Source organism: Agrobacterium sp. CNPSo 3708, assembly GCF_028674915.1.
Taxonomy (GTDB): domain Bacteria; phylum Pseudomonadota; class Alphaproteobacteria; order Rhizobiales; family Rhizobiaceae; genus Agrobacterium; species Agrobacterium cavarae.
Map to the genome: position 1 here is coordinate 338,450 of NZ_JAQZSF010000006.1, position 15,871 is coordinate 354,320.

At 56.9% G+C, this 15,871-nt stretch carries 22 protein-coding genes; 21 read left to right on the forward strand and 1 reads right to left on the reverse strand.

Features of this window, described 5'->3' with window-relative positions; all coding sequences use genetic code 11:
- The first annotated feature begins 3 nt into the window (after positions 1 to 3).
- Genes PVA19_RS15370 through PVA19_RS15460 form a run of 19 tightly spaced genes read left to right on the forward strand, consistent with a single transcriptional unit; the run spans position 4 to position 14,380 of the window.
- A complete protein-coding gene (locus PVA19_RS15370) occupies positions 4 to 1,032 on the forward strand; it encodes a major capsid protein (RefSeq protein ID WP_274103242.1) in 1,029 nt (342 codons plus the stop codon).
- Positions 1,033 to 1,070: 38 nt separating this feature from the next.
- Positions 1,071 to 1,256, forward strand: a complete 186-nt coding sequence (locus PVA19_RS15375; protein ID WP_274103244.1) for a hypothetical protein — start codon at positions 1,071 to 1,073, stop codon at positions 1,254 to 1,256.
- Positions 1,256 to 1,657, forward strand: coding sequence for a hypothetical protein (locus PVA19_RS15380; protein ID WP_274103246.1), 402 nt, complete (start codon positions 1,256 to 1,258; stop codon positions 1,655 to 1,657). Before PVA19_RS15375 ends, PVA19_RS15380 begins: the two co-directional genes overlap by 1 nt.
- A complete protein-coding gene (locus PVA19_RS15385; RefSeq protein WP_274103247.1) occupies positions 1,644 to 2,354 on the forward strand; it encodes a hypothetical protein in 711 nt (236 codons plus the stop codon). The genes PVA19_RS15380 and PVA19_RS15385 overlap by 14 nt, the downstream gene beginning before the upstream one ends.
- Before the next feature lie 12 nt (positions 2,355 to 2,366).
- The gene (locus tag PVA19_RS15390; RefSeq protein ID WP_274103249.1) at positions 2,367 to 2,555 is read left to right on the forward strand and encodes a hypothetical protein; all 189 of its coding nucleotides are present in this window, start codon (positions 2,367 to 2,369) and stop codon (positions 2,553 to 2,555) included.
- Positions 2,556 to 4,037, forward strand: a complete 1,482-nt coding sequence (locus tag PVA19_RS15395; protein WP_274103250.1) for a phage tail sheath subtilisin-like domain-containing protein — start codon at positions 2,556 to 2,558, stop codon at positions 4,035 to 4,037. It abuts the gene before it with no gap.
- A gap of 28 nt (positions 4,038 to 4,065) precedes the next feature.
- Positions 4,066 to 4,440 carry a phage tail tube protein gene (locus PVA19_RS15400; protein WP_274103252.1) on the forward strand — a complete coding sequence of 125 codons (375 nt, stop codon included), beginning with the start codon at positions 4,066 to 4,068 and terminating at the stop codon, positions 4,438 to 4,440.
- Positions 4,440 to 4,796 carry a hypothetical protein gene (locus PVA19_RS15405; RefSeq protein WP_274103254.1) on the forward strand — a complete coding sequence of 119 codons (357 nt, stop codon included), beginning with the start codon at positions 4,440 to 4,442 and terminating at the stop codon, positions 4,794 to 4,796. Before PVA19_RS15400 ends, PVA19_RS15405 begins: the two co-directional genes overlap by 1 nt.
- A gap of 58 nt (positions 4,797 to 4,854) precedes the next feature.
- Positions 4,855 to 6,756 carry a phage tail tape measure protein gene (locus tag PVA19_RS15410; RefSeq protein ID WP_274103256.1) on the forward strand — a complete coding sequence of 634 codons (1,902 nt, stop codon included), beginning with the start codon at positions 4,855 to 4,857 and terminating at the stop codon, positions 6,754 to 6,756.
- Positions 6,757 to 6,767: 11 nt separating this feature from the next.
- The gene (locus tag PVA19_RS15415) at positions 6,768 to 7,226 is read left to right on the forward strand and encodes a DNA circularization N-terminal domain-containing protein (protein WP_274103258.1); all 459 of its coding nucleotides are present in this window, start codon (positions 6,768 to 6,770) and stop codon (positions 7,224 to 7,226) included.
- Positions 7,227 to 7,235: 9 nt separating this feature from the next.
- Positions 7,236 to 7,859 (forward strand): hypothetical protein, encoded by a 624-nt coding sequence (locus PVA19_RS15420; protein ID WP_274103259.1) that lies wholly within the window; start codon positions 7,236 to 7,238, stop codon positions 7,857 to 7,859.
- Complete coding sequence (locus PVA19_RS15425) at positions 7,859 to 8,905, forward strand: phage baseplate assembly protein (protein WP_274103260.1); 1,047 nt, start codon at positions 7,859 to 7,861, stop codon at positions 8,903 to 8,905. The genes PVA19_RS15420 and PVA19_RS15425 overlap by 1 nt, the downstream gene beginning before the upstream one ends.
- Positions 8,905 to 9,390 carry a phage baseplate assembly protein domain-containing protein gene (locus PVA19_RS15430; RefSeq protein WP_274103261.1) on the forward strand — a complete coding sequence of 162 codons (486 nt, stop codon included), beginning with the start codon at positions 8,905 to 8,907 and terminating at the stop codon, positions 9,388 to 9,390. The genes PVA19_RS15425 and PVA19_RS15430 overlap by 1 nt, the downstream gene beginning before the upstream one ends.
- 11 nt (positions 9,391 to 9,401) lie before the next feature.
- Positions 9,402 to 9,938, forward strand: a complete 537-nt coding sequence (locus tag PVA19_RS15435; protein ID WP_274103262.1) for a phage GP46 family protein — start codon at positions 9,402 to 9,404, stop codon at positions 9,936 to 9,938.
- The gene (locus tag PVA19_RS15440) at positions 9,910 to 10,992 is read left to right on the forward strand and encodes a baseplate J/gp47 family protein (RefSeq protein WP_274103264.1); all 1,083 of its coding nucleotides are present in this window, start codon (positions 9,910 to 9,912) and stop codon (positions 10,990 to 10,992) included. Before PVA19_RS15435 ends, PVA19_RS15440 begins: the two co-directional genes overlap by 29 nt.
- Positions 10,982 to 11,776 carry a putative phage tail protein gene (locus PVA19_RS15445; RefSeq protein WP_274103265.1) on the forward strand — a complete coding sequence of 265 codons (795 nt, stop codon included), beginning with the start codon at positions 10,982 to 10,984 and terminating at the stop codon, positions 11,774 to 11,776. The genes PVA19_RS15440 and PVA19_RS15445 overlap by 11 nt, the downstream gene beginning before the upstream one ends.
- A gap of 9 nt (positions 11,777 to 11,785) precedes the next feature.
- The gene (locus PVA19_RS15450) at positions 11,786 to 12,688 is read left to right on the forward strand and encodes a hypothetical protein (RefSeq protein WP_274103266.1); all 903 of its coding nucleotides are present in this window, start codon (positions 11,786 to 11,788) and stop codon (positions 12,686 to 12,688) included.
- A gap of 1 nt (position 12,689) precedes the next feature.
- Positions 12,690 to 13,868, forward strand: a complete 1,179-nt coding sequence (locus PVA19_RS15455; protein WP_274103267.1) for a hypothetical protein — start codon at positions 12,690 to 12,692, stop codon at positions 13,866 to 13,868.
- Positions 13,865 to 14,380, forward strand: a complete 516-nt coding sequence (locus tag PVA19_RS15460; protein WP_274103268.1) for a hypothetical protein — start codon at positions 13,865 to 13,867, stop codon at positions 14,378 to 14,380. Before PVA19_RS15455 ends, PVA19_RS15460 begins: the two co-directional genes overlap by 4 nt.
- Positions 14,381 to 14,401: 21 nt before the next feature.
- On the opposite strand, the gene PVA19_RS15465 is transcribed toward PVA19_RS15460, so the two are convergent.
- Entirely contained in the window at positions 14,402 to 15,130 is a 729-nt protein-coding gene (locus PVA19_RS15465) for a hypothetical protein (RefSeq protein ID WP_274103269.1), read from the reverse strand.
- A 122-nt stretch (positions 15,131 to 15,252) separates the two neighbouring features.
- On the opposite strand from PVA19_RS15465, the gene PVA19_RS15470 reads away from it, so the two are divergent.
- Positions 15,253 to 15,498 carry a DUF7940 domain-containing protein gene (locus PVA19_RS15470; protein WP_274103270.1) on the forward strand — a complete coding sequence of 82 codons (246 nt, stop codon included), beginning with the start codon at positions 15,253 to 15,255 and terminating at the stop codon, positions 15,496 to 15,498.
- Positions 15,461 to 15,697: a hypothetical protein gene (locus PVA19_RS15475; RefSeq protein ID WP_274103271.1), complete on the forward strand. Its 237-nt coding sequence runs from the start codon at positions 15,461 to 15,463 to the stop codon at positions 15,695 to 15,697. Before PVA19_RS15470 ends, PVA19_RS15475 begins: the two co-directional genes overlap by 38 nt.
- Positions 15,698 to 15,871: the final 174 nt, after the last annotated feature.

Here is a 15,871-nt window from a genome sequence, read left to right on the forward strand (position 1 = left end):
TCAATGGCTCTTGTGGCAGACATTTTCAACCAGAACGCCTGGGGTTTGATCGAAGTCCAGGAAGAGGTAATCGACCGCGTCGAGTACAAGCCTCAGCTTCTGGGTTCTCTCGGCCTTTTCGCGCCAATCTACTCGCGCTCCCGCACGATCGCTATCGTCGACCGTAACGGCACACTCGCTCTGATCCCGACATCTCCCACTGGTGCGCCGCCGGAAGAACTTATCCCTCGCGGATCACGCGTCCGCACGATGGAAGCGGTTCGCCTTGCCAAGGGTTCAACGATATACGCCATCGAACTCGCTAGCGTCGCTGCACTTCCCTTGGAAGATCAGACCGTTGAAGTTGCGGACGAGGTTGCAACCCGAACCGCGCAGATCACTGACGATCTCGAATTGACCTGGGAGCATATGCGTTTTGGCGCCGTACAGGGTAAAGTTCTGGACGCAGACGGAACGACTGTCCTTGTCGACTGGTACCAGTTCTGGGGCATCGCAGAACCTGCCGAGATCGACTTCGAGCTCGATGACGACACCAAGGACATTCGCAAGAAGTGCCGAGACATCAAGCGCGCCATGCAGAAGGCTGCGAAAGGCGTCTGGACCCCCAACACGCGCGTCGGGGCTCTCGTCGGCGACACTTTCTTCGATATGCTTGTCAATCACAAGCAGTACAAGGAGACCAAGCTCAACACCGAAGGTGCGATGGATCTGGAGAACATCGAAGGCTATTCGGTTGTTGTTTTCGAAGGCATCGCGTTCATCAATTACCGTGGCACGGACGATGGCAGTGCGATTGCAATCGCTACCGACAAGGCTCGCTTCTTCCCGATCGGCGCACGCAACGCCTTCCAGGTCGGTTGGGCGCCGGCGAGTGAGTTCAAGCCTTATCTCAACAAGCGTGGTCAGGAAAAGGTCGGCATGATCCTTTCCGACGTGTCCGGACGTGACGAATGGGACCGTGTCGAAATCTACAGCTACCCGCTGTTCATCGCGACCCGTCCTGAAATGCTGCTGCGCGCCAAAGCCTTCTGATCCTCGGATCAGTCGGCCAATTCTGAAGGAAACTCGACATGGCACCGAAGATTGTAACTGAGGCCGGCTATTACGCCGGTAAGTTTCTGAAGCCTGGCCAGTCTTATGAGGAAGATGAGGTCGTCCACGAGGAGGTTGACCTCGACAACCTCTCCGATGACGAGAAAGCGGTATTCGCAGGCGACAAAAGCGGAAATCGCAAAGCTGCTGTCCGGTCGACCTAATGGTTGACTGGCAGGCGGCTCGGGCCTTTACCGAGGCGGCGTGCGCCGAGATCTTCGACGTCACGCTTTGTCGCCTTCTGCCTTGGTCGAAAGGTCTTGACGTGAACAAGAAGGGTGGTGCCGATCCTGATCGGTTGCCATTCGACTTCATGGGCACCATCGATCTGGAGCCTCCCAGTGATCGTATCGCCCGGCACCTTCCTGCCGATCCGGGGCCTCGCAACAGCACTGTTTCCTATGATGCAGTGCTGTCGGCTCACGTTGGCGCATGGCTCTACGAGCCGAGGCGAGGCGACAGGGTGAAGACCGCAACTGATGTCTGGAAAATCGAGGCCAAAGAACCGGACGGATCGAACCGTCCGGCCTGGTATCTGACGAGGATTGGCGATGCTGTCAGCTGAGGCACTACGACTTGTGGCTATCGAAGCCCTTTGCCCGACCGAGGCGATCGCCGGCGAGATTGCGTTTCCGACCCTCGCCGGTCGCCGCGTCTATGACAGCAAGGCCGCGCCGTTGGAGGATCTTGATCGGTCCTCTGAAGATGGAACACCGGTTCTTTCGCTTTACACGCTAGAAAGCGGGGTGAAACCTCGAGGCCTCGCGTCCGCCGACACAGACAGCGTTGCTAGCGCGGTTCTTGAGGTCATTGCCGAGATCGCGATCGTCGCCAGAGATGGCGGCGAAGAATACGCCGACGCTGCAGAAACTGATCCTGAAGGCCGCCTCGTGCTTGCGGCGCTTTGCGCGCAGGTCCGGCACTGCCTCATGTTTAGCCAGCGGGGCGCTTTGTGGCGCAAGATCGTCCGGCAGGTCGAGGATATCGACCAGAAGACGTTTGCGGTTCCAGAGCTTGGGCTTCGGTTCCAGCGCGTCAATATGCGGTTTCATTGTTCGATCCGCGACGATGAATTTGCGACAGCTGGCGGGTTGCCGGAACCTCTGGCCTCGGTTTTCAATCAGCTATCCGAGCAGTCTTATGCCAAGGCGAAGCTGCAGAGCCTGGCCGGGCAATTTCAGCCGGCCATCCTTCCACGTCTGCAGGGTGTGGACCTCAACACGAACGGTCCGGTTCACGGCGCCGTTGTCAATTTCACGTAACCGGAGCCTCCCATGAGCGAGCTTTACAGGCCTGTCAAAGGCCAGCGCATTCCTATGCCCGGCGGCGAGCCAGACTGGCCGCAGGATGGCCGACCGATCAACGAATTCAACACCTACGAGGCGAGGCTTCTGGCTGAAGGCGCGCTCGAAAAAGTTCCTGAAGAGCCGCAGCAGAGCGGTACGTCTGGGAAAGGTAAGTAAATGGTATCGAACATTCCTGCCGCTCTGACGGCTCCGATCTTTACCTTCGACGTGCAGTCCGGCGGCCAGTTCGAAGCCGAAACGCGCATCATCCTGCTTGGTCACGGTCTGGCTAGCGGCGCTCTTGCGGCCGGTCAGATTGCGATCTGCAACACCGACATGGATGCGCGTACGCTCGCTGGCGCAGGTTCCATGTTGGAAAGCATGTTCATCGCGGCGCGTAAGAACGCGCCTGCACAGGAAATCTGGCTTGGCAACGTGGCTGATAGCGGAACGGCCGAGCAGCGCACGATCACGATCGCCGCGCCCCCGTCCGATGGCGGGCAGGGTGTGATCCAGATCGGGGGTGAGTTGATCGCCCTGCAGATCGCGGCTGGAACGACTGCGGCTACGCTGGCAACGGCGCTCGCTGCTGCGATCAATGGTTATTACAACCGGCTTTCGCATCGCTCTTTGCCTTACACAGCGACCGCTGCCACCAACGTCGTGACACTGACCGCGCGGCATAAGGGGACATATGCAGCTGGTATCGACATTTCTGTGCCAGTTCTCGATCGCGTCAATGCGTTCAAGAGCCTGTTCACGTTTGCAGTCTCGGTGCCAGGCGCTGGAGCACCATCGCTGTCGAATATCCTGGCGGCGATGAATGACGATCCATTCGAGATCATCGTCTCTGCCTTCGGTGACACAACCAACCTGGCCTTGCTGAACACCTTCCTCAGCGAGGTCAGCGGCCGTTGGTCTTACGCGAAGCAGATCTATGGTCACGCCTTCTATCCAAAAACGGATACATCGGCGAACCTGGTAAACTTCGCACTCGCCCGCGACACCTGGCACCTGACGATGATCCCGATGTTTGCCAGTGGTGGTTTCGGTGTTCCGGACTACCAATGGGTTTCTGCCTTCGTCGCTCGCATCGCGCCGTGGCTTGGTGGCGGATCGAACGGCGATGTTTCGCGCAACCAGACCGGCCTTGTCGTCGAGGACGTTCTCGCTCCTCGCGATCGTCTTTACTGGATGGATTACGCGACGCGTGATGCCTTCCTGAAGAACGGTGTGTCGACCTGGATGGTAAACCGCAGTGGTGAAGTGACGATCGACAAGATCATCACCCACCAGCAGACGACGAACGGTGCGCCGGATACGACGTTCCGCGACATCCAGCGCGTCTATCAGCTCACCTATGCGCTGAAGAAATTCCGCGCCGATCTTGCATACGAGCATTCGAACAAGGCTCTTGCGGACGAAAATCCGAGCAACCTTGCGGCAATCTCGACGCCGAGGGACATCAAGGCGACGCTGTATCACAGCTACCGATCCATGCCGGGTGTGTTGGAAAATGACGCTGCGGCTCTGGAGGCGATGGTCGTGACGCGTGATCCGGAAAATCCAAATCGGATCAACGCCAGCCTGCCGCTCGATTTCGTCAACGCGCTCGATATCTTCGCCGGTCTCGCGCGCGTCTACAGCCAGTTCCGCTGAAACCACTCAGATCTAACAGGAGGCTCATATGAGCAATGATTTCGGCGGGCGGATGACGTTGCGCTTTTCGAACAGCACGCTGATCTCGCTGCGCTCGACGGTTACCATGTCGCCGGGCCGGAACTCGGTTGAAGCGATCGCCAACCAGGATGGCTCTGTCGATCGCGCCGGGACCGTCAAGCCAGGCACATGCGAAATCAGCTTCGCGGCAGCTGATGATCATGACTATGACGCGCTGATCTCTGGCAATCGCTTCAACGCCACGCTCATCGAGGAGTTTGGCGGTCGGACGCATTACTTCACCAACGCGTTTCTATCGGGTGAGGCTTCCATCAACCGTATGAACGGCGAAGTCACCGGTCTTTCGCTCACATTTGAGGGCTACAGGAAGGCGGCATCCTGATGAAGGTTCAGCTTTCGAAACACTACACCGTCAACGACGTAAAATTCGACAGCATCGAGCTTCGTGAACCGACCTACGCCGATACCTTCATGTCAGGTATCGGCGAGCCTCGCGAATGGCAGCCGGTCGCCGGCGGTGGCATGGCTGTGCTGGTTTATCCTGAGCGGATCGACCAGTACGCGCAGCGTTTGATCCAGAAGCCCGGTTATGAGTTCATCCATGCGATCAGTGCCACCGACGCTCGTCGACTTCAGAATGCGATCTGCGATTTTTTTCAGGAAAAGCCGGATGCCTCGAAGTTGGAGACGACTTCGTCTTCCGGCTCGGATGGGACCCAGTCCGCGTCCAAGGAATGACGCTTTCTGAACTGGCCTGGTGGGCGACCCGATTTATCAGGAAGGCAAAGTCCAAGCCATGACGAGAGAAATTGAAGCCCGGCTGAAGGTGTCGGCGGTCGACAAGACCGGGAACGTCCTAAAAGGCGTTGCCAGCAAGCTTGAGCAAGTCAACAACCGCGCGGCCGCTCTGAATCGACAGCAGGGCGTTCTCGCTCGGACCTCGGCAACCGCCTTTGCAGCGGTTTCGCGTTACGCGGCACCTGCGGCGATCGCTTACGCCGGCGCGCGGGCTGTGAAGGACTTCGCGGCTCTTGAACGACAGATGACCCGGATCGGTGTCACGGCCGATGCGACAGCAGAGCAGACGAAGCGCGCCTTCGAGGAGGCGCAGAGAGTCACAAAAGATCTGGGTTACAGCAGTGTGCAGCCCGCGATCGAAGCGCTGGACACTCTTGTCGCGTCGGGCAAGTCTCTTGAAGAGGCCATGGCGTTCCTGCCATCTGTTCTGGCGACCGCTCAAGCCTCTGGTGCCGCAACAGAAGACATTGCCAACACCGGCATTAAAGCGGCTTCTGCTCTTAAACTGCAAACCGGTGAGCTGCAGCGCGCCTTTGACATCATGGTCATGGGCGGCAAGGCAGGCCAGTTCGAACTAAAGGACATGGCGCAGTATATTCCCGGGCTTGCAAACAGCTTTGCCTCGCTGGGATACGAGGGCGAAGACGGCCTTAAAAGGCTTGTTGCGATCCTTCAGACGATCCGAGAGGATACGGGCGACGCTTCCAGTGCCGCAACGCAGGCCCAAAACATCTTCGGCAAGATGTTCGCGGAAGACACGTCGAAGAAATTTGCCGGGTTTGGTATCAATCTCCGCAAGGAGATGGAGGCTGCAAAGAAGGCGGGAGAGGACGCGGTTTCTGCGTTCGTTCGCCTGTCAAAGCAGGCGCTCGATGGCGATCTGTCCAAGCTGCCTTTGCTTTTTACCGACCAGGAGTTCCGCCTTGGCATGCAGTCGCTGATCACCAGCGAGGAAAGCTTGCAAAAGTTTCTGAAAACGGTGAATGGCGCGGAGGTCGACGGTGTTGTTTTCCGCGATCTCAATCGTGTTCTGAGCGACACTCAGTCCCGCCTCGACAAGATGTCTGCCAGTTGGGACAAGATGTGGACGAGCCTCGGCGGGGCCATCGCTCCTGCCGCCACGCCTATCATTGATGGAGCGGTCAACGATCTCGACCGATACAACGCAAGACAGGTGGGGATGGAGAAGCGCGGCTGGTCCTGGTGGAAACGGAACCTCGGGGTTTTGAGCAAGCAGGACGAACTGGATCTTGCTTATGAGGGCGGCTATCGCGACCCGAAGTTCCTAGGTGAATACTGGGGTTCCAGATATGGCGCCGGAGCGGATGATCCTCGTCGTCCGAAAGATTCGGTAGGTCGACAGGGCAGGCCGGTCGTACTTCCAGAGTTTCCGGGTGGGGGTAGAGGGTACACCAATGGTCAATCACCTGAAGCGTCCGCGCCTGTTCCCGGACAGCGACCGATCGTTCCTGATGCACCGTTCTCTCTGCCGCGCGGTCTTCCAAACGAGTTGAAGCCGATCGGGGCGCAGCCAGTTATGGCTGGCCTCCCCAGTCTTCCTTCAATCTCATTACCCTCCAAAGAGGATTGGAAGAGCGCTCTGAAGATCGACATCGACAGCTTGAAAAGCTCTGGTCAGCAGGCAGGTCAGGCTGTCGCAGACGGTGGGCGCGACGCCGGCAAGGCAGTAGAGGATAGTGCCGGTTTCTTCAGGGTCGCTGGCATCGATGTTGCCGAGGCGATCAGATCGGCGGCAGCCTCGCTCGCCGAGAGCGCTAAAAGCTTCAACCGCATGCAGGCCAGCGCCACGAACCTACCGCGCAGTGCCGTGAACGCAGACACAGGACGTTCCATGCCGCCTTCCGCTAACCAGCCTGGTGGCGGAGGTGGTGGCTATTAGGAGTTGAAGTAATGAGGGACTGGCCGAGAACGTTGCGCCTCGCGAGCTATCGCGGGGTGCCCTTTTGGGTCGAGTATGACGATCTGAGCGGCGGAAAGCGTCTGGCCTTGCATGAGTATGCAGGCGGGCGTCAGACTGTCGTTGAAGAACTTGGCCTCGCCACTTCTGCTTTCGATGCCACCATCTATGTCGTTGGCGATGATGCTGATATCGCGGCCCACAATTTATCCGCGGCGTTTCTTGCCAGCGGACCTGGTTATCTGATCCTGCCGATCGACGGTGGGATGTTGGCGACGGCACAGAATTTTCGACGGTCTCGCGAGAAGAGCCGAAATGGATATATCGGTTTTGAGGTGACGTTCGTCCCTTCATCAAACGAAGTCGGTGGAAGCTTGTCGATCGGGAATGTGAACGTTGCTGCCACATTCAATATAGGTCCGGTTAGCGTAGAGCTTTCGGCCTTCTTCTGAGGATTATCGATGTCTGCCAACCGAATGGCCATTCTGCGATGGATCGAGGATCTTGCCGCGGTCATCGTTACGGACGCAGAAGATGCTGCAGATCTTGCAACCCGTATCGCAGCGACGCCCAACCTATCTGCGCAAAGCTTCTCGTTGGAGGTCCTGTCGCTGACACGGGTCGTGGCGGAAAGTGTGGATGCTGCATCAGATTTCGATCTGATTTCTTCCGCTCTGCAGGTTGACGGCACCACGCTGCCCGTTCTGCAGATATTGCAGGCCATGGCGCTCGCCATCGCTGGCGTCCGCGTCGATTGGCCCTCAAGGCCATCAGCGCGACGCGCGCGCAGCAGGATGGCATCGTCCGGCGATATCGCTTTGTCGGCAGCTTCGGCGCTTGGCGCGGGAGGCGCAGAGACGTTTGCCTGGCTGGCGTCATTGGTCGCGGTGTCGAGCCGTTTGATTTCCGATTTGGCCGCCAATGCAGCGCCGATCGTGCGGGTGCAAACGGGCGTTTCCTTGCCTTCGACCGTGCTGGCCTATCAGTTGTACGGCGATGCAAACCGCGCAGAAGCGATGATCGATATTGCAGGGGCGGCGACGCCTTTGGTCATGCCAACCCATTTTGATGCACTGGCTTCGTAATGCTGGAAAACCTGACCATCAGCGGATTGCCGCCCTACAAGTCGATATCACTGTCGTCTTCGGCGGAAGAGGCTGTGAGCACAGCCTCGCTTGATCTTGTCCCAAGCGGCAATGGAGTTGGTGTCTTGCCGGGGCAAGATGTTACGATCAAGGCCGGAAGCGATTTGCTGCTGACCGGTTACGTGCGCGACGTGGCGCCCAGTCACGATGCGCGAAGCCGATCGCTCTCAGTCACTGTCTGCTCCCGCACTGTGGATGCTACCGAGTGCTCATGCGATCATCCGACAGGAGAGTTTCTCGACAAGGATCTCGCTGCAATCGCGAAGGAACTGGACCGGTTAAACATCGGGGTTGAAAGCGACAGCAAACTTCCGAAGGAGCCGCGGCACAAGTTGCGGCCCGGTGAGACGCTGTTCAAGACGATCGAGCGACGGGCTCGCGGTCGAGGCATCTTGATCCACGACACGCCGCAGGGAAAGCTGAAGCTTGCGACCAAGCCGGAAGGCACTCATGTCGGTGGTTTGTTTTTCGGCAAGAATATCCTGTCCGCGTCGTCCAGCCTCACCGAAAAAGGGCGCTATAGCAAAGTCAAGGTTCGTGGTCAGTCGAGCGATGGTAGCACGAAACAACAGCTTCGATCGGAGGCTACTGCCAACGATAAGGGTGTTACCCGCGAGAGACCGATGATCATCCACCATGAAGGTGAGACGACGGTCGACCGCATGAAAACGCGGGCAGAATGGACCGTAAAACGAGGTGTCGGCGATAGTTCGACGGCGACGATCAAGGTTACAGGCTGGCGTGACGAGGGTGGCAACATCTGGAAGAGAAACTGGCTGGTCTATGTCGAAGATGACTGGATCGGTATCCGCAGCATGATGATCATAAAGTCCGTCACGCTCGACCAGGTCGCGGATGGCGAAGGAACGACCGCGACGATAAACGTTGCCGATCCTCGGTCGCTCGGCGGCGAGAACCCGCGCGGCAAGTCATCAAAAGCCTATGCGGCTCCTGGCTCGACGCCAGCGGAAATCGAGGATGAGTGATGAGCGGGAAGCGCATCGAGCTTGACGGCGAGAATGTCGAGCGTGACGGGCAGCAGTTCGTTTCGGGCCGAGGTCTCTTCCGAGACGCGTACACGAAAATTCATCGTATCGAACCGCATGGGTTTGCCTCTCAGCCGGTCAAAGGTGCCAAAGGTCTGCTGCTATCGCCAAATGGGGATGACGATCAGAGCTATGTTGTCGGTGGCGAACATCCGGGACACCGTCCGAAAAATATTCCGGGCGGGGGCGCTGCGCTCTACGATGCGGCTGGCAATATCATCAAAGTGGTGATGGGTGACGGCATAGTGGTTGACGTGACAGGTGCCGCTTACACGATCACGAAGGGTGGAAATTCCTTGCGTATTTCTGCAGACGGCTTCGACTTCAGCGGCGGTACCGTGCGGCACAACGGTAAGAACATCGGCGATACTCACTATCATGGTGGGGTGCAGCCCGGCTCTTCAAATACCGGCGACCCGGTTTAAGGATCACTTGCATGTTGAAGATCATTCCGGTCGACGAGGCCGAGGAGCCATACCGCGCGCCCGATCTCGACTGGAACGGGATCGTTGGCGACCTTGTTCTCAACCCTCTGACGCATCCAACAGCGCCCGGAGACCTGAAGGCAGAGCAAGGATTGCATACGCAAGTGCTGATCTGCCTGATGACCGACCGTCGTGTCGAAGAGAGCGAACTTCGTTCCGGCGATGAAAATCGCGGATGGTTTGGCGACAGCTTCGACATGATGGCGAACGAAACGCCGATCGGGTCGCGGCTCTGGCTTCTTCGCCGCTCCGCACTAGTGCCAGGGATAGAGTTACGCGCGCAAGATTACGCTCGTGAAGCGCTTCAGCCGCTGATCGGCCAACAGGCTGTTGTGCGGGTCGATGTGACAGCTGTCGCGGATCGTGCCGCCAACCGTCTCGATCTGACAGTCGATCTATACGGGCGCGATGGTGCCCGGATCTACAATCGTAAATTCGAACTGCTCTGGAGACAGATTGATGGCGTGGCAAATCCGCCCACTGGCTGACGCATCGGCGCGCATCCGCGGTGCTTTCCGGCAATACATGCCAGGTACCGATTCCGCGTTGGCAAATAATTTCGTCACGGTGCTGGGCAAAGTGCTTGCAGGCCTGTCGCATGAATTTGAACTGCGCATGGCCTATCTCGCAAGGCAGATGTTTCTCAGTACGGCCACAGGTCGATTTCTGCAGCTTCATGCCGGCGACGTCGGGATCTTTCGCAAGCCCGCGGCGCCTGCCTCAGGAAAGATCAACGGCAAGGCGACGCCCAGCAAGACCTATCCAGCCGGCATCCGCTTCATTTCCGGCAACCAGACCTATGTTTCCATCTCACCAGCAAGCTCCAGCCTTTACGGCCTCATCAGCTTTACGGTGAAGGCGGAGGCAAGCGGATCGCAGACCAACCGCAACGCGGATGGCGTTCTCATTCTTGCTGATAAGGTGCTGTGGCCAGATCTCAGCGACGAGTTCGTAGTTGCCAGCGATGGCATCGGGGGTGGAGCGGATGTTGAGGATGACGACGGCGTGCGTGCGCGTGCTCTGTTCCGTAAGCGCAACCCTCCTGGTGGTGGCAAGCTGACGGATTATGAGGCGATTGCGCTAGGTGTGCCAGGCGTTCGCAAGGCTTGGGCGTTTCGCAGTCCGCTAGCGCCGGGCTTTATCGCGGTCTTCTTCATTTTTGAAGGCCGGCCAAACTACATCCCAACCGCTGGCGATGTGTCCGCGGTACAAGATGCGATCGACGCGGCGCGACTGATCCGGATCGATGACAATGTCGCCGTTGCTCCAACTCCTTTCCCTATCGACGTCACCATTCACGGCCTGTCGAACGACACTGCCGATGTGCGTGCGGCGATCGAACTTGGTCTAGCGAAGATGTATGTCGAAAAATGCAGACCTGGTATTGCGGGCGACACCTTCGCGGTTTCCCGATCTTGGATATCGGAAGTGATATCGCAGGTGACAGGCGAAGAGCGCCATATCCTCGCCTTGCCACTCGATGACGTGATCCTGACAAATGGACAGTTTCCCGTTCCTGGGGTGATGACCTATGGCGCGTGATCCTGCGTTTTCGACCATTACGAGGTTGCCTTCAGAGGAGCGCAGCAGGGCGACGATGCGTGGCCCGGAGGATGCTCTCTCTGCGCCGGAGAATGATGACCTGATCACAGCGGCTCTTTCCATGTGGCCGCAGGGTCCGGCATGGGGCACGCCCGATGGGCAGGCGCTCGATCTCGGTTCCGTGCTGGCGCGGTTGACGCGTGTTCTGGTCGACAGCTTTGTCTGGCTGTATGCGCGGGCCTTTGCGCTGACGCGTGAGGCGACAGTGCAAGGGGCCAACGAACTGCTGTCAGAGTGGGAGGTCGATCACGGTCTTCCGGAAAGCTGTTTCGCGTCTACCGAGCGCACCACAGCTGAACGGATGAAGGATTTGTCGCGAAAGGTTTTGGCGGAAGGCGTCAATCATCCTCGTGATTTCGTCCGTCTGGCCGCTGATTACGGCTTCGAGATTGAGGTCGAGGAGCCTGGCCTGTTCGAATGCGCATTTTCTGAGTGCGCCGGGTTTCACACGACCGGTCGCTATACAGACGAAACCTATTGGATCGTGCGCGTTCAAGACGTGTCCGTCAGCTACTTCGAGGCAGGCGTGGGGGAGGTGGGTTACGATCCTCTCTTCTCCTTCGGAGGTGCCGAGCAGCTGCTCTGCCTTATGAGAAAGATGGCGCCCGCCTGGACGCTACCCGTCCTTCAGCTTTGGACACAATGGACTGTTCTTTCCGATGGAGGCTCCTCCGGCCTCTGCGATGAATACGGCAATCCGCTTTTCTTCATTCCTCCCGAATAGAGGCCCCTCATGAAATATAATCAGCCTTTTGGCTCGACAGATCCGAACGCGCCCTATGTCGACAGGAACACGCCGGGTGCGATTGCGGGATCTCGCGTTCCAGCCGCCGCTATTGAGCATCCGCAACGCGAGATCATGGCCGTCATTGCTGCCGCGGGACTAACGCCGGACCCGGCTGACCTGACGCAGTTGCTACAGGCAATCCAGAACATAGTTGACGCTGCGACGGGTGGAGCTGGAGATGCGAACTATGTGCTGATGAACCAGGCTCGGGTGCGTCTTCCCATTTTTCCGGAGGTGCAGACGGCGGATGGGCGCCTGCCTGTGATCTCACCCACCGCAAACACCGTGCGGCTCATGCCAGGTTACAACTTTGTCCATCGTGGCATCTTCAACGTCACAACCCTTCAGCAGGATTTCATGACCCTGCCGAGCAAAACCTATCATTTGCGATGGAACCCGAACGATGGCTATTCGCTGAAGGATCTTTCGGACGCCTTATATAATCCGGGTGGCCTGACTGAAGACAACATCGCTTTCGATACAACGTATGACGAAATGCTGATCGCTAAAGTTGTTACGAATGCTTCGAATGTTGCGGTTATTACTTCGCTTTCTAACAAGGCTGACATCTTCCTCAACCAGATCACCGACCTGACATCTTCGATCGTGGGTTTCGATACACATGGCTCATACGCGCCCTACAGTCATACTTATAACTGGTCGCGAATGCCGCGGAATTTTGATCTCGGGGTAGTCGATAGTGGTGCCGGCGATGGGATGCAGCATTGGCGCATCTTCAAGCCTGACGGCTCATCGGCGGGTTATAATCTCAACCGCTATCAAATCTCCCAGCGATGCTTAATCGATGAGATGGTTCGTCTGATCGTGAAATTCTCGGCAAGGGCTTGATATGGCTGACTATACCCCATTCCCACTGTCCCCCTGGTACGAACGCCCGGACGTTAGAGTGCCTTCGCGGGATCACAAGGTCATGGCTGCAGGTCCGAATGGTTCGGGCGGCGTTTCTAGTGAGATGTTTTCCGTCGATCAGATGCTTGCGCAGATCAATGCCACCGATGTGAAGCCATTCGCTGATCCTCGCGCCGCTCGATCGTCAAAGTCGATCGATTATACTGCGACGGTCGACGATAACAGGAAGTCCATCTCATTTACTGCATCTGGAAAAACCCTGACACTGCCACGCGCGGCTTTCGCCGCGGCGGCATCGGATGCCTTCGAGTTGACCGTCTCCGCCGAGGTCGGCTCGGTCACGGTGAGCCGGAGCGGCACAGATACTATCCTCGGCGCGACGTCGATCGTCATCAATCAGGGTGAGACGGCAACTTTCTTCCTGGATAGTTCCGGGAATGGCTGGCGCGCTGCAATCTCGCCGACATATGGCGTGGTTGCGCGGACGGATGCAGCTAATGTTTTCACACAGCGTCAGCACTTGGCAAAGGGAACGACGATCGCTTCCGCCCCTGTGATTGCTATGCCTGCGAATGGTAACTTTTTTGACGTGAGCGGCACGGCTGTGGTCGCGGGCATCAGCACTGTCACGCCGGCGGGAACCCGCATCCAGCTTCGTGCAACAGGTGCCTTCACGTTGCAGCACAACGCTGCAAGCCTGATTTTGCCTAGAAGCGCGAATATCGTGCTCGCCGTTGGTGACATCGTTGAGCTTGTTTCACTTGGTTCTGCCAACTACGTGCTGTCAAGTATTAGTAAAGCTGATGGCACTGCATTAACTGGGGCTTCTCAACCGTTTGAGAGTGCGCTTCAGACGCTAACAAATGGTTCGCTTCTAACGATGGCTCACGGTTTTGGTAGTAAGCCTCGGCGATATGATGGCTATCTTGTCTGCGTTACCGATGAATATGGTTTCGGAATTGGGCGAGAGATACTGGCAGTTCCTTGGGGGTCGAGTGGCAATCAATCTGGTTACGGAGTGTTGGTTTCTGCCGACGCAACGAATGTATATGCGCGCGTTGGCAACGGCGGGATTGCAGTTACTCTGCGATGGTCCGATGGTGTTTGGCAGCAGCTTACCACGGCAAATTGGAAATTATTGGTGAGGGCATACCTATGACGCAACGCTTTTTTGTTGACGGGCATGGCCATTATTTAGGCAGTTATGATGGCCCAGATGAAACAACACCTGCTTACTTCGTCGATGGAATAGAGATTCCGACGGCTCCTATGGACGCCCGACAAGTCTGGAACGGCCATGAATTGCTTGCGGCTGTACCGACCCCTGAAATGTTGACTGAAGAAGTCAACCGCCGCCTCTCTCTCGGCTTCGATTACGATTTCGGAGATGAGCGCGGTGTCCATCACTTCGGCACAACGCCGGGTGATATGACCCGGTGGATGCAGGAAGTCACGCCACTGGCGCAAGCGGCGATGAACATGAATAAGCCAGACCGCATCATCGGCATCAAGACCGATACCGGTCTCGTTGAAGTGAAAGCCTCCGAATGGTGGTTGGTTCTGGATGCTGCCGCCGCATGGAGGCAGCCTCTCTATAGCTCGTATTTCGCTTTAAAATCTCTCCCTAATTTGCCTGCCGACTACGCGACTAACAACTCATACTGGCCGTAGTAGGTTACCCAATCCAGCAAGTTAAATAGCGCGAAGAATCTGAAAGATTTTTGCCTTCACATCTCTGCGCATTTTTTTTAGCGGAGATATATAGGCAGGCTGTGCGGCGGGGCTTGGGTTTGGCCAGGGAGGGCTGACCGTAGTGTAAGTGGTACCAAAAAAACTATTTAGAGCTTTTGCGATCGGCGCGGCCTCCCTAGAATCTATGTGGACACTCTTGTCGGATCGATGCACATCAAGGAGACCGTCCTGATCAGTGAAGTGTGAGCGAAAATCAATCAAGGGAAGAATATGCTTTAGATTATTATTCATCCGATCTCGAATAAGTTTCGCATCTTCCAGGCATTCGTCCTTCGATCCATAAAATTCACATGGGAGATCAATATGGTTAGGAGGGAGTATGCAACAAAAGGCAAGCGTTGCTTCGCACTTCTTTTCAAATCGACTGATCTCATGGCCGATTCTTGCTGTCAGCAAGTCCACCTGCGTTGCAGTAGAGGTTCCCTGTTGGTGAGCCTGCTTAGCAATGTGCGCTCTACAGTCGATGTCCCCAAAAGAGAGAATTAAAATATCACCTTTTACCGGTCTGCAGTTTTTGGGAACGAGTGATGAAATTCCATCCCTAGCTGCCCGATGCATCGTTACGGGGCCTCTCCAGAATATCTTAGCATCCTTGATGCCGGCGAAATTCCAAAGCGAGTGGCTATCGCCCAGCGTGTACAATGTTGGGTTTGTAACTTCGCGTTCCAATTCGGTCTCCCGATTTCCTTACTCTCTATTAGAGATTGAGTAGTGCCTGAGCAACAATCTCCACTATGCCTACTAGCCCGATACCTTAAACATTTGTCGTCCCAACACGATAGGAAATCCAAATGCTCGTCTCAAATTGGGGACAGGTGCTGAAACGCGCCTGGTCCATTCGATGGATCGTGCTCGCCGGTCTGCTGTCCGGCCTCGAGGTCTTCCTCCCAATCATCGACGGGTCCGTCGAAATTCCACGCGGCATCTTCGCTGCTCTTTCCGGCGCGGCGACCTGCGCCGCATTCATCTCCCGCATCATGGTTCAGAAGGGTGTTTCAGGTGCCGATCAACAAGATCAAGCCCACGACGCGCGGTAAGTCTGCGATTGCCACCGTTCTGGCGACGATCGCAGCTGGCGGCTACGCGTCCTATGACCGCTATGCCGCAACGGCGAAAATGGACCCGGCCGTTATCCTTGCTGTGGAGAAAGCTATCATGCCATGGGAAGGGCTGGTCCTGAAATCTCACTGGGACCCTTTCGCCAAGATCTGGGATCATTCCTCCTGCAATGGATAGTCTGGTGGACCGACTCCCCGAACTAGAGCAATTCGCCGCACGGATGCTCATCAGAGGAGCAACCGCTTTCTGCAGAGACCATCCCGTCACTGAATTGATCGGGCAGCTTTATGGCATGTCATCCGATCAGATAGACCAGACTTGGAGAGACGCATTTATCCTGTGAACATATGA

Coding starts and splice junctions, on each gene's coding strand:
- PVA19_RS15435 (WP_274103262.1), top strand. CDS start 9,402: ATGTTGAAGATCATTCCGGTCGACGAGGCCGAGGAGCCATACCGCGCG.
- PVA19_RS15470 (WP_274103270.1), top strand. CDS start 15,253: ATGCTCGTCTCAAATTGGGGACAGGTGCTGAAACGCGCCTGGTCCATT.
- PVA19_RS15410 (WP_274103256.1), top strand. CDS start 4,855: ATGACGAGAGAAATTGAAGCCCGGCTGAAGGTGTCGGCGGTCGACAAG.
- PVA19_RS15440 (WP_274103264.1), top strand. CDS start 9,910: ATGGCGTGGCAAATCCGCCCACTGGCTGACGCATCGGCGCGCATCCGC.
- PVA19_RS15400 (WP_274103252.1), top strand. CDS start 4,066: ATGAGCAATGATTTCGGCGGGCGGATGACGTTGCGCTTTTCGAACAGC.
- PVA19_RS15455 (WP_274103267.1), top strand. CDS start 12,690: ATGGCTGACTATACCCCATTCCCACTGTCCCCCTGGTACGAACGCCCG.
- PVA19_RS15395 (WP_274103250.1), top strand. CDS start 2,556: ATGGTATCGAACATTCCTGCCGCTCTGACGGCTCCGATCTTTACCTTC.
- PVA19_RS15450 (WP_274103266.1), top strand. CDS start 11,786: ATGAAATATAATCAGCCTTTTGGCTCGACAGATCCGAACGCGCCCTAT.
- PVA19_RS15460 (WP_274103268.1), top strand. CDS start 13,865: ATGACGCAACGCTTTTTTGTTGACGGGCATGGCCATTATTTAGGCAGT.
- PVA19_RS15380 (WP_274103246.1), top strand. CDS start 1,256: ATGGTTGACTGGCAGGCGGCTCGGGCCTTTACCGAGGCGGCGTGCGCC.
- PVA19_RS15425 (WP_274103260.1), top strand. CDS start 7,859: ATGCTGGAAAACCTGACCATCAGCGGATTGCCGCCCTACAAGTCGATA.
- PVA19_RS15415 (WP_274103258.1), top strand. CDS start 6,768: ATGAGGGACTGGCCGAGAACGTTGCGCCTCGCGAGCTATCGCGGGGTG.
- PVA19_RS15390 (WP_274103249.1), top strand. CDS start 2,367: ATGAGCGAGCTTTACAGGCCTGTCAAAGGCCAGCGCATTCCTATGCCC.
- PVA19_RS15445 (WP_274103265.1), top strand. CDS start 10,982: ATGGCGCGTGATCCTGCGTTTTCGACCATTACGAGGTTGCCTTCAGAG.
- PVA19_RS15420 (WP_274103259.1), top strand. CDS start 7,236: ATGTCTGCCAACCGAATGGCCATTCTGCGATGGATCGAGGATCTTGCC.
- PVA19_RS15370 (WP_274103242.1), top strand. CDS start 4: ATGGCTCTTGTGGCAGACATTTTCAACCAGAACGCCTGGGGTTTGATC.
- PVA19_RS15375 (WP_274103244.1), top strand. CDS start 1,071: ATGGCACCGAAGATTGTAACTGAGGCCGGCTATTACGCCGGTAAGTTT.
- PVA19_RS15385 (WP_274103247.1), top strand. CDS start 1,644: ATGCTGTCAGCTGAGGCACTACGACTTGTGGCTATCGAAGCCCTTTGC.
- PVA19_RS15405 (WP_274103254.1), top strand. CDS start 4,440: ATGAAGGTTCAGCTTTCGAAACACTACACCGTCAACGACGTAAAATTC.
- PVA19_RS15430 (WP_274103261.1), top strand. CDS start 8,905: ATGAGCGGGAAGCGCATCGAGCTTGACGGCGAGAATGTCGAGCGTGAC.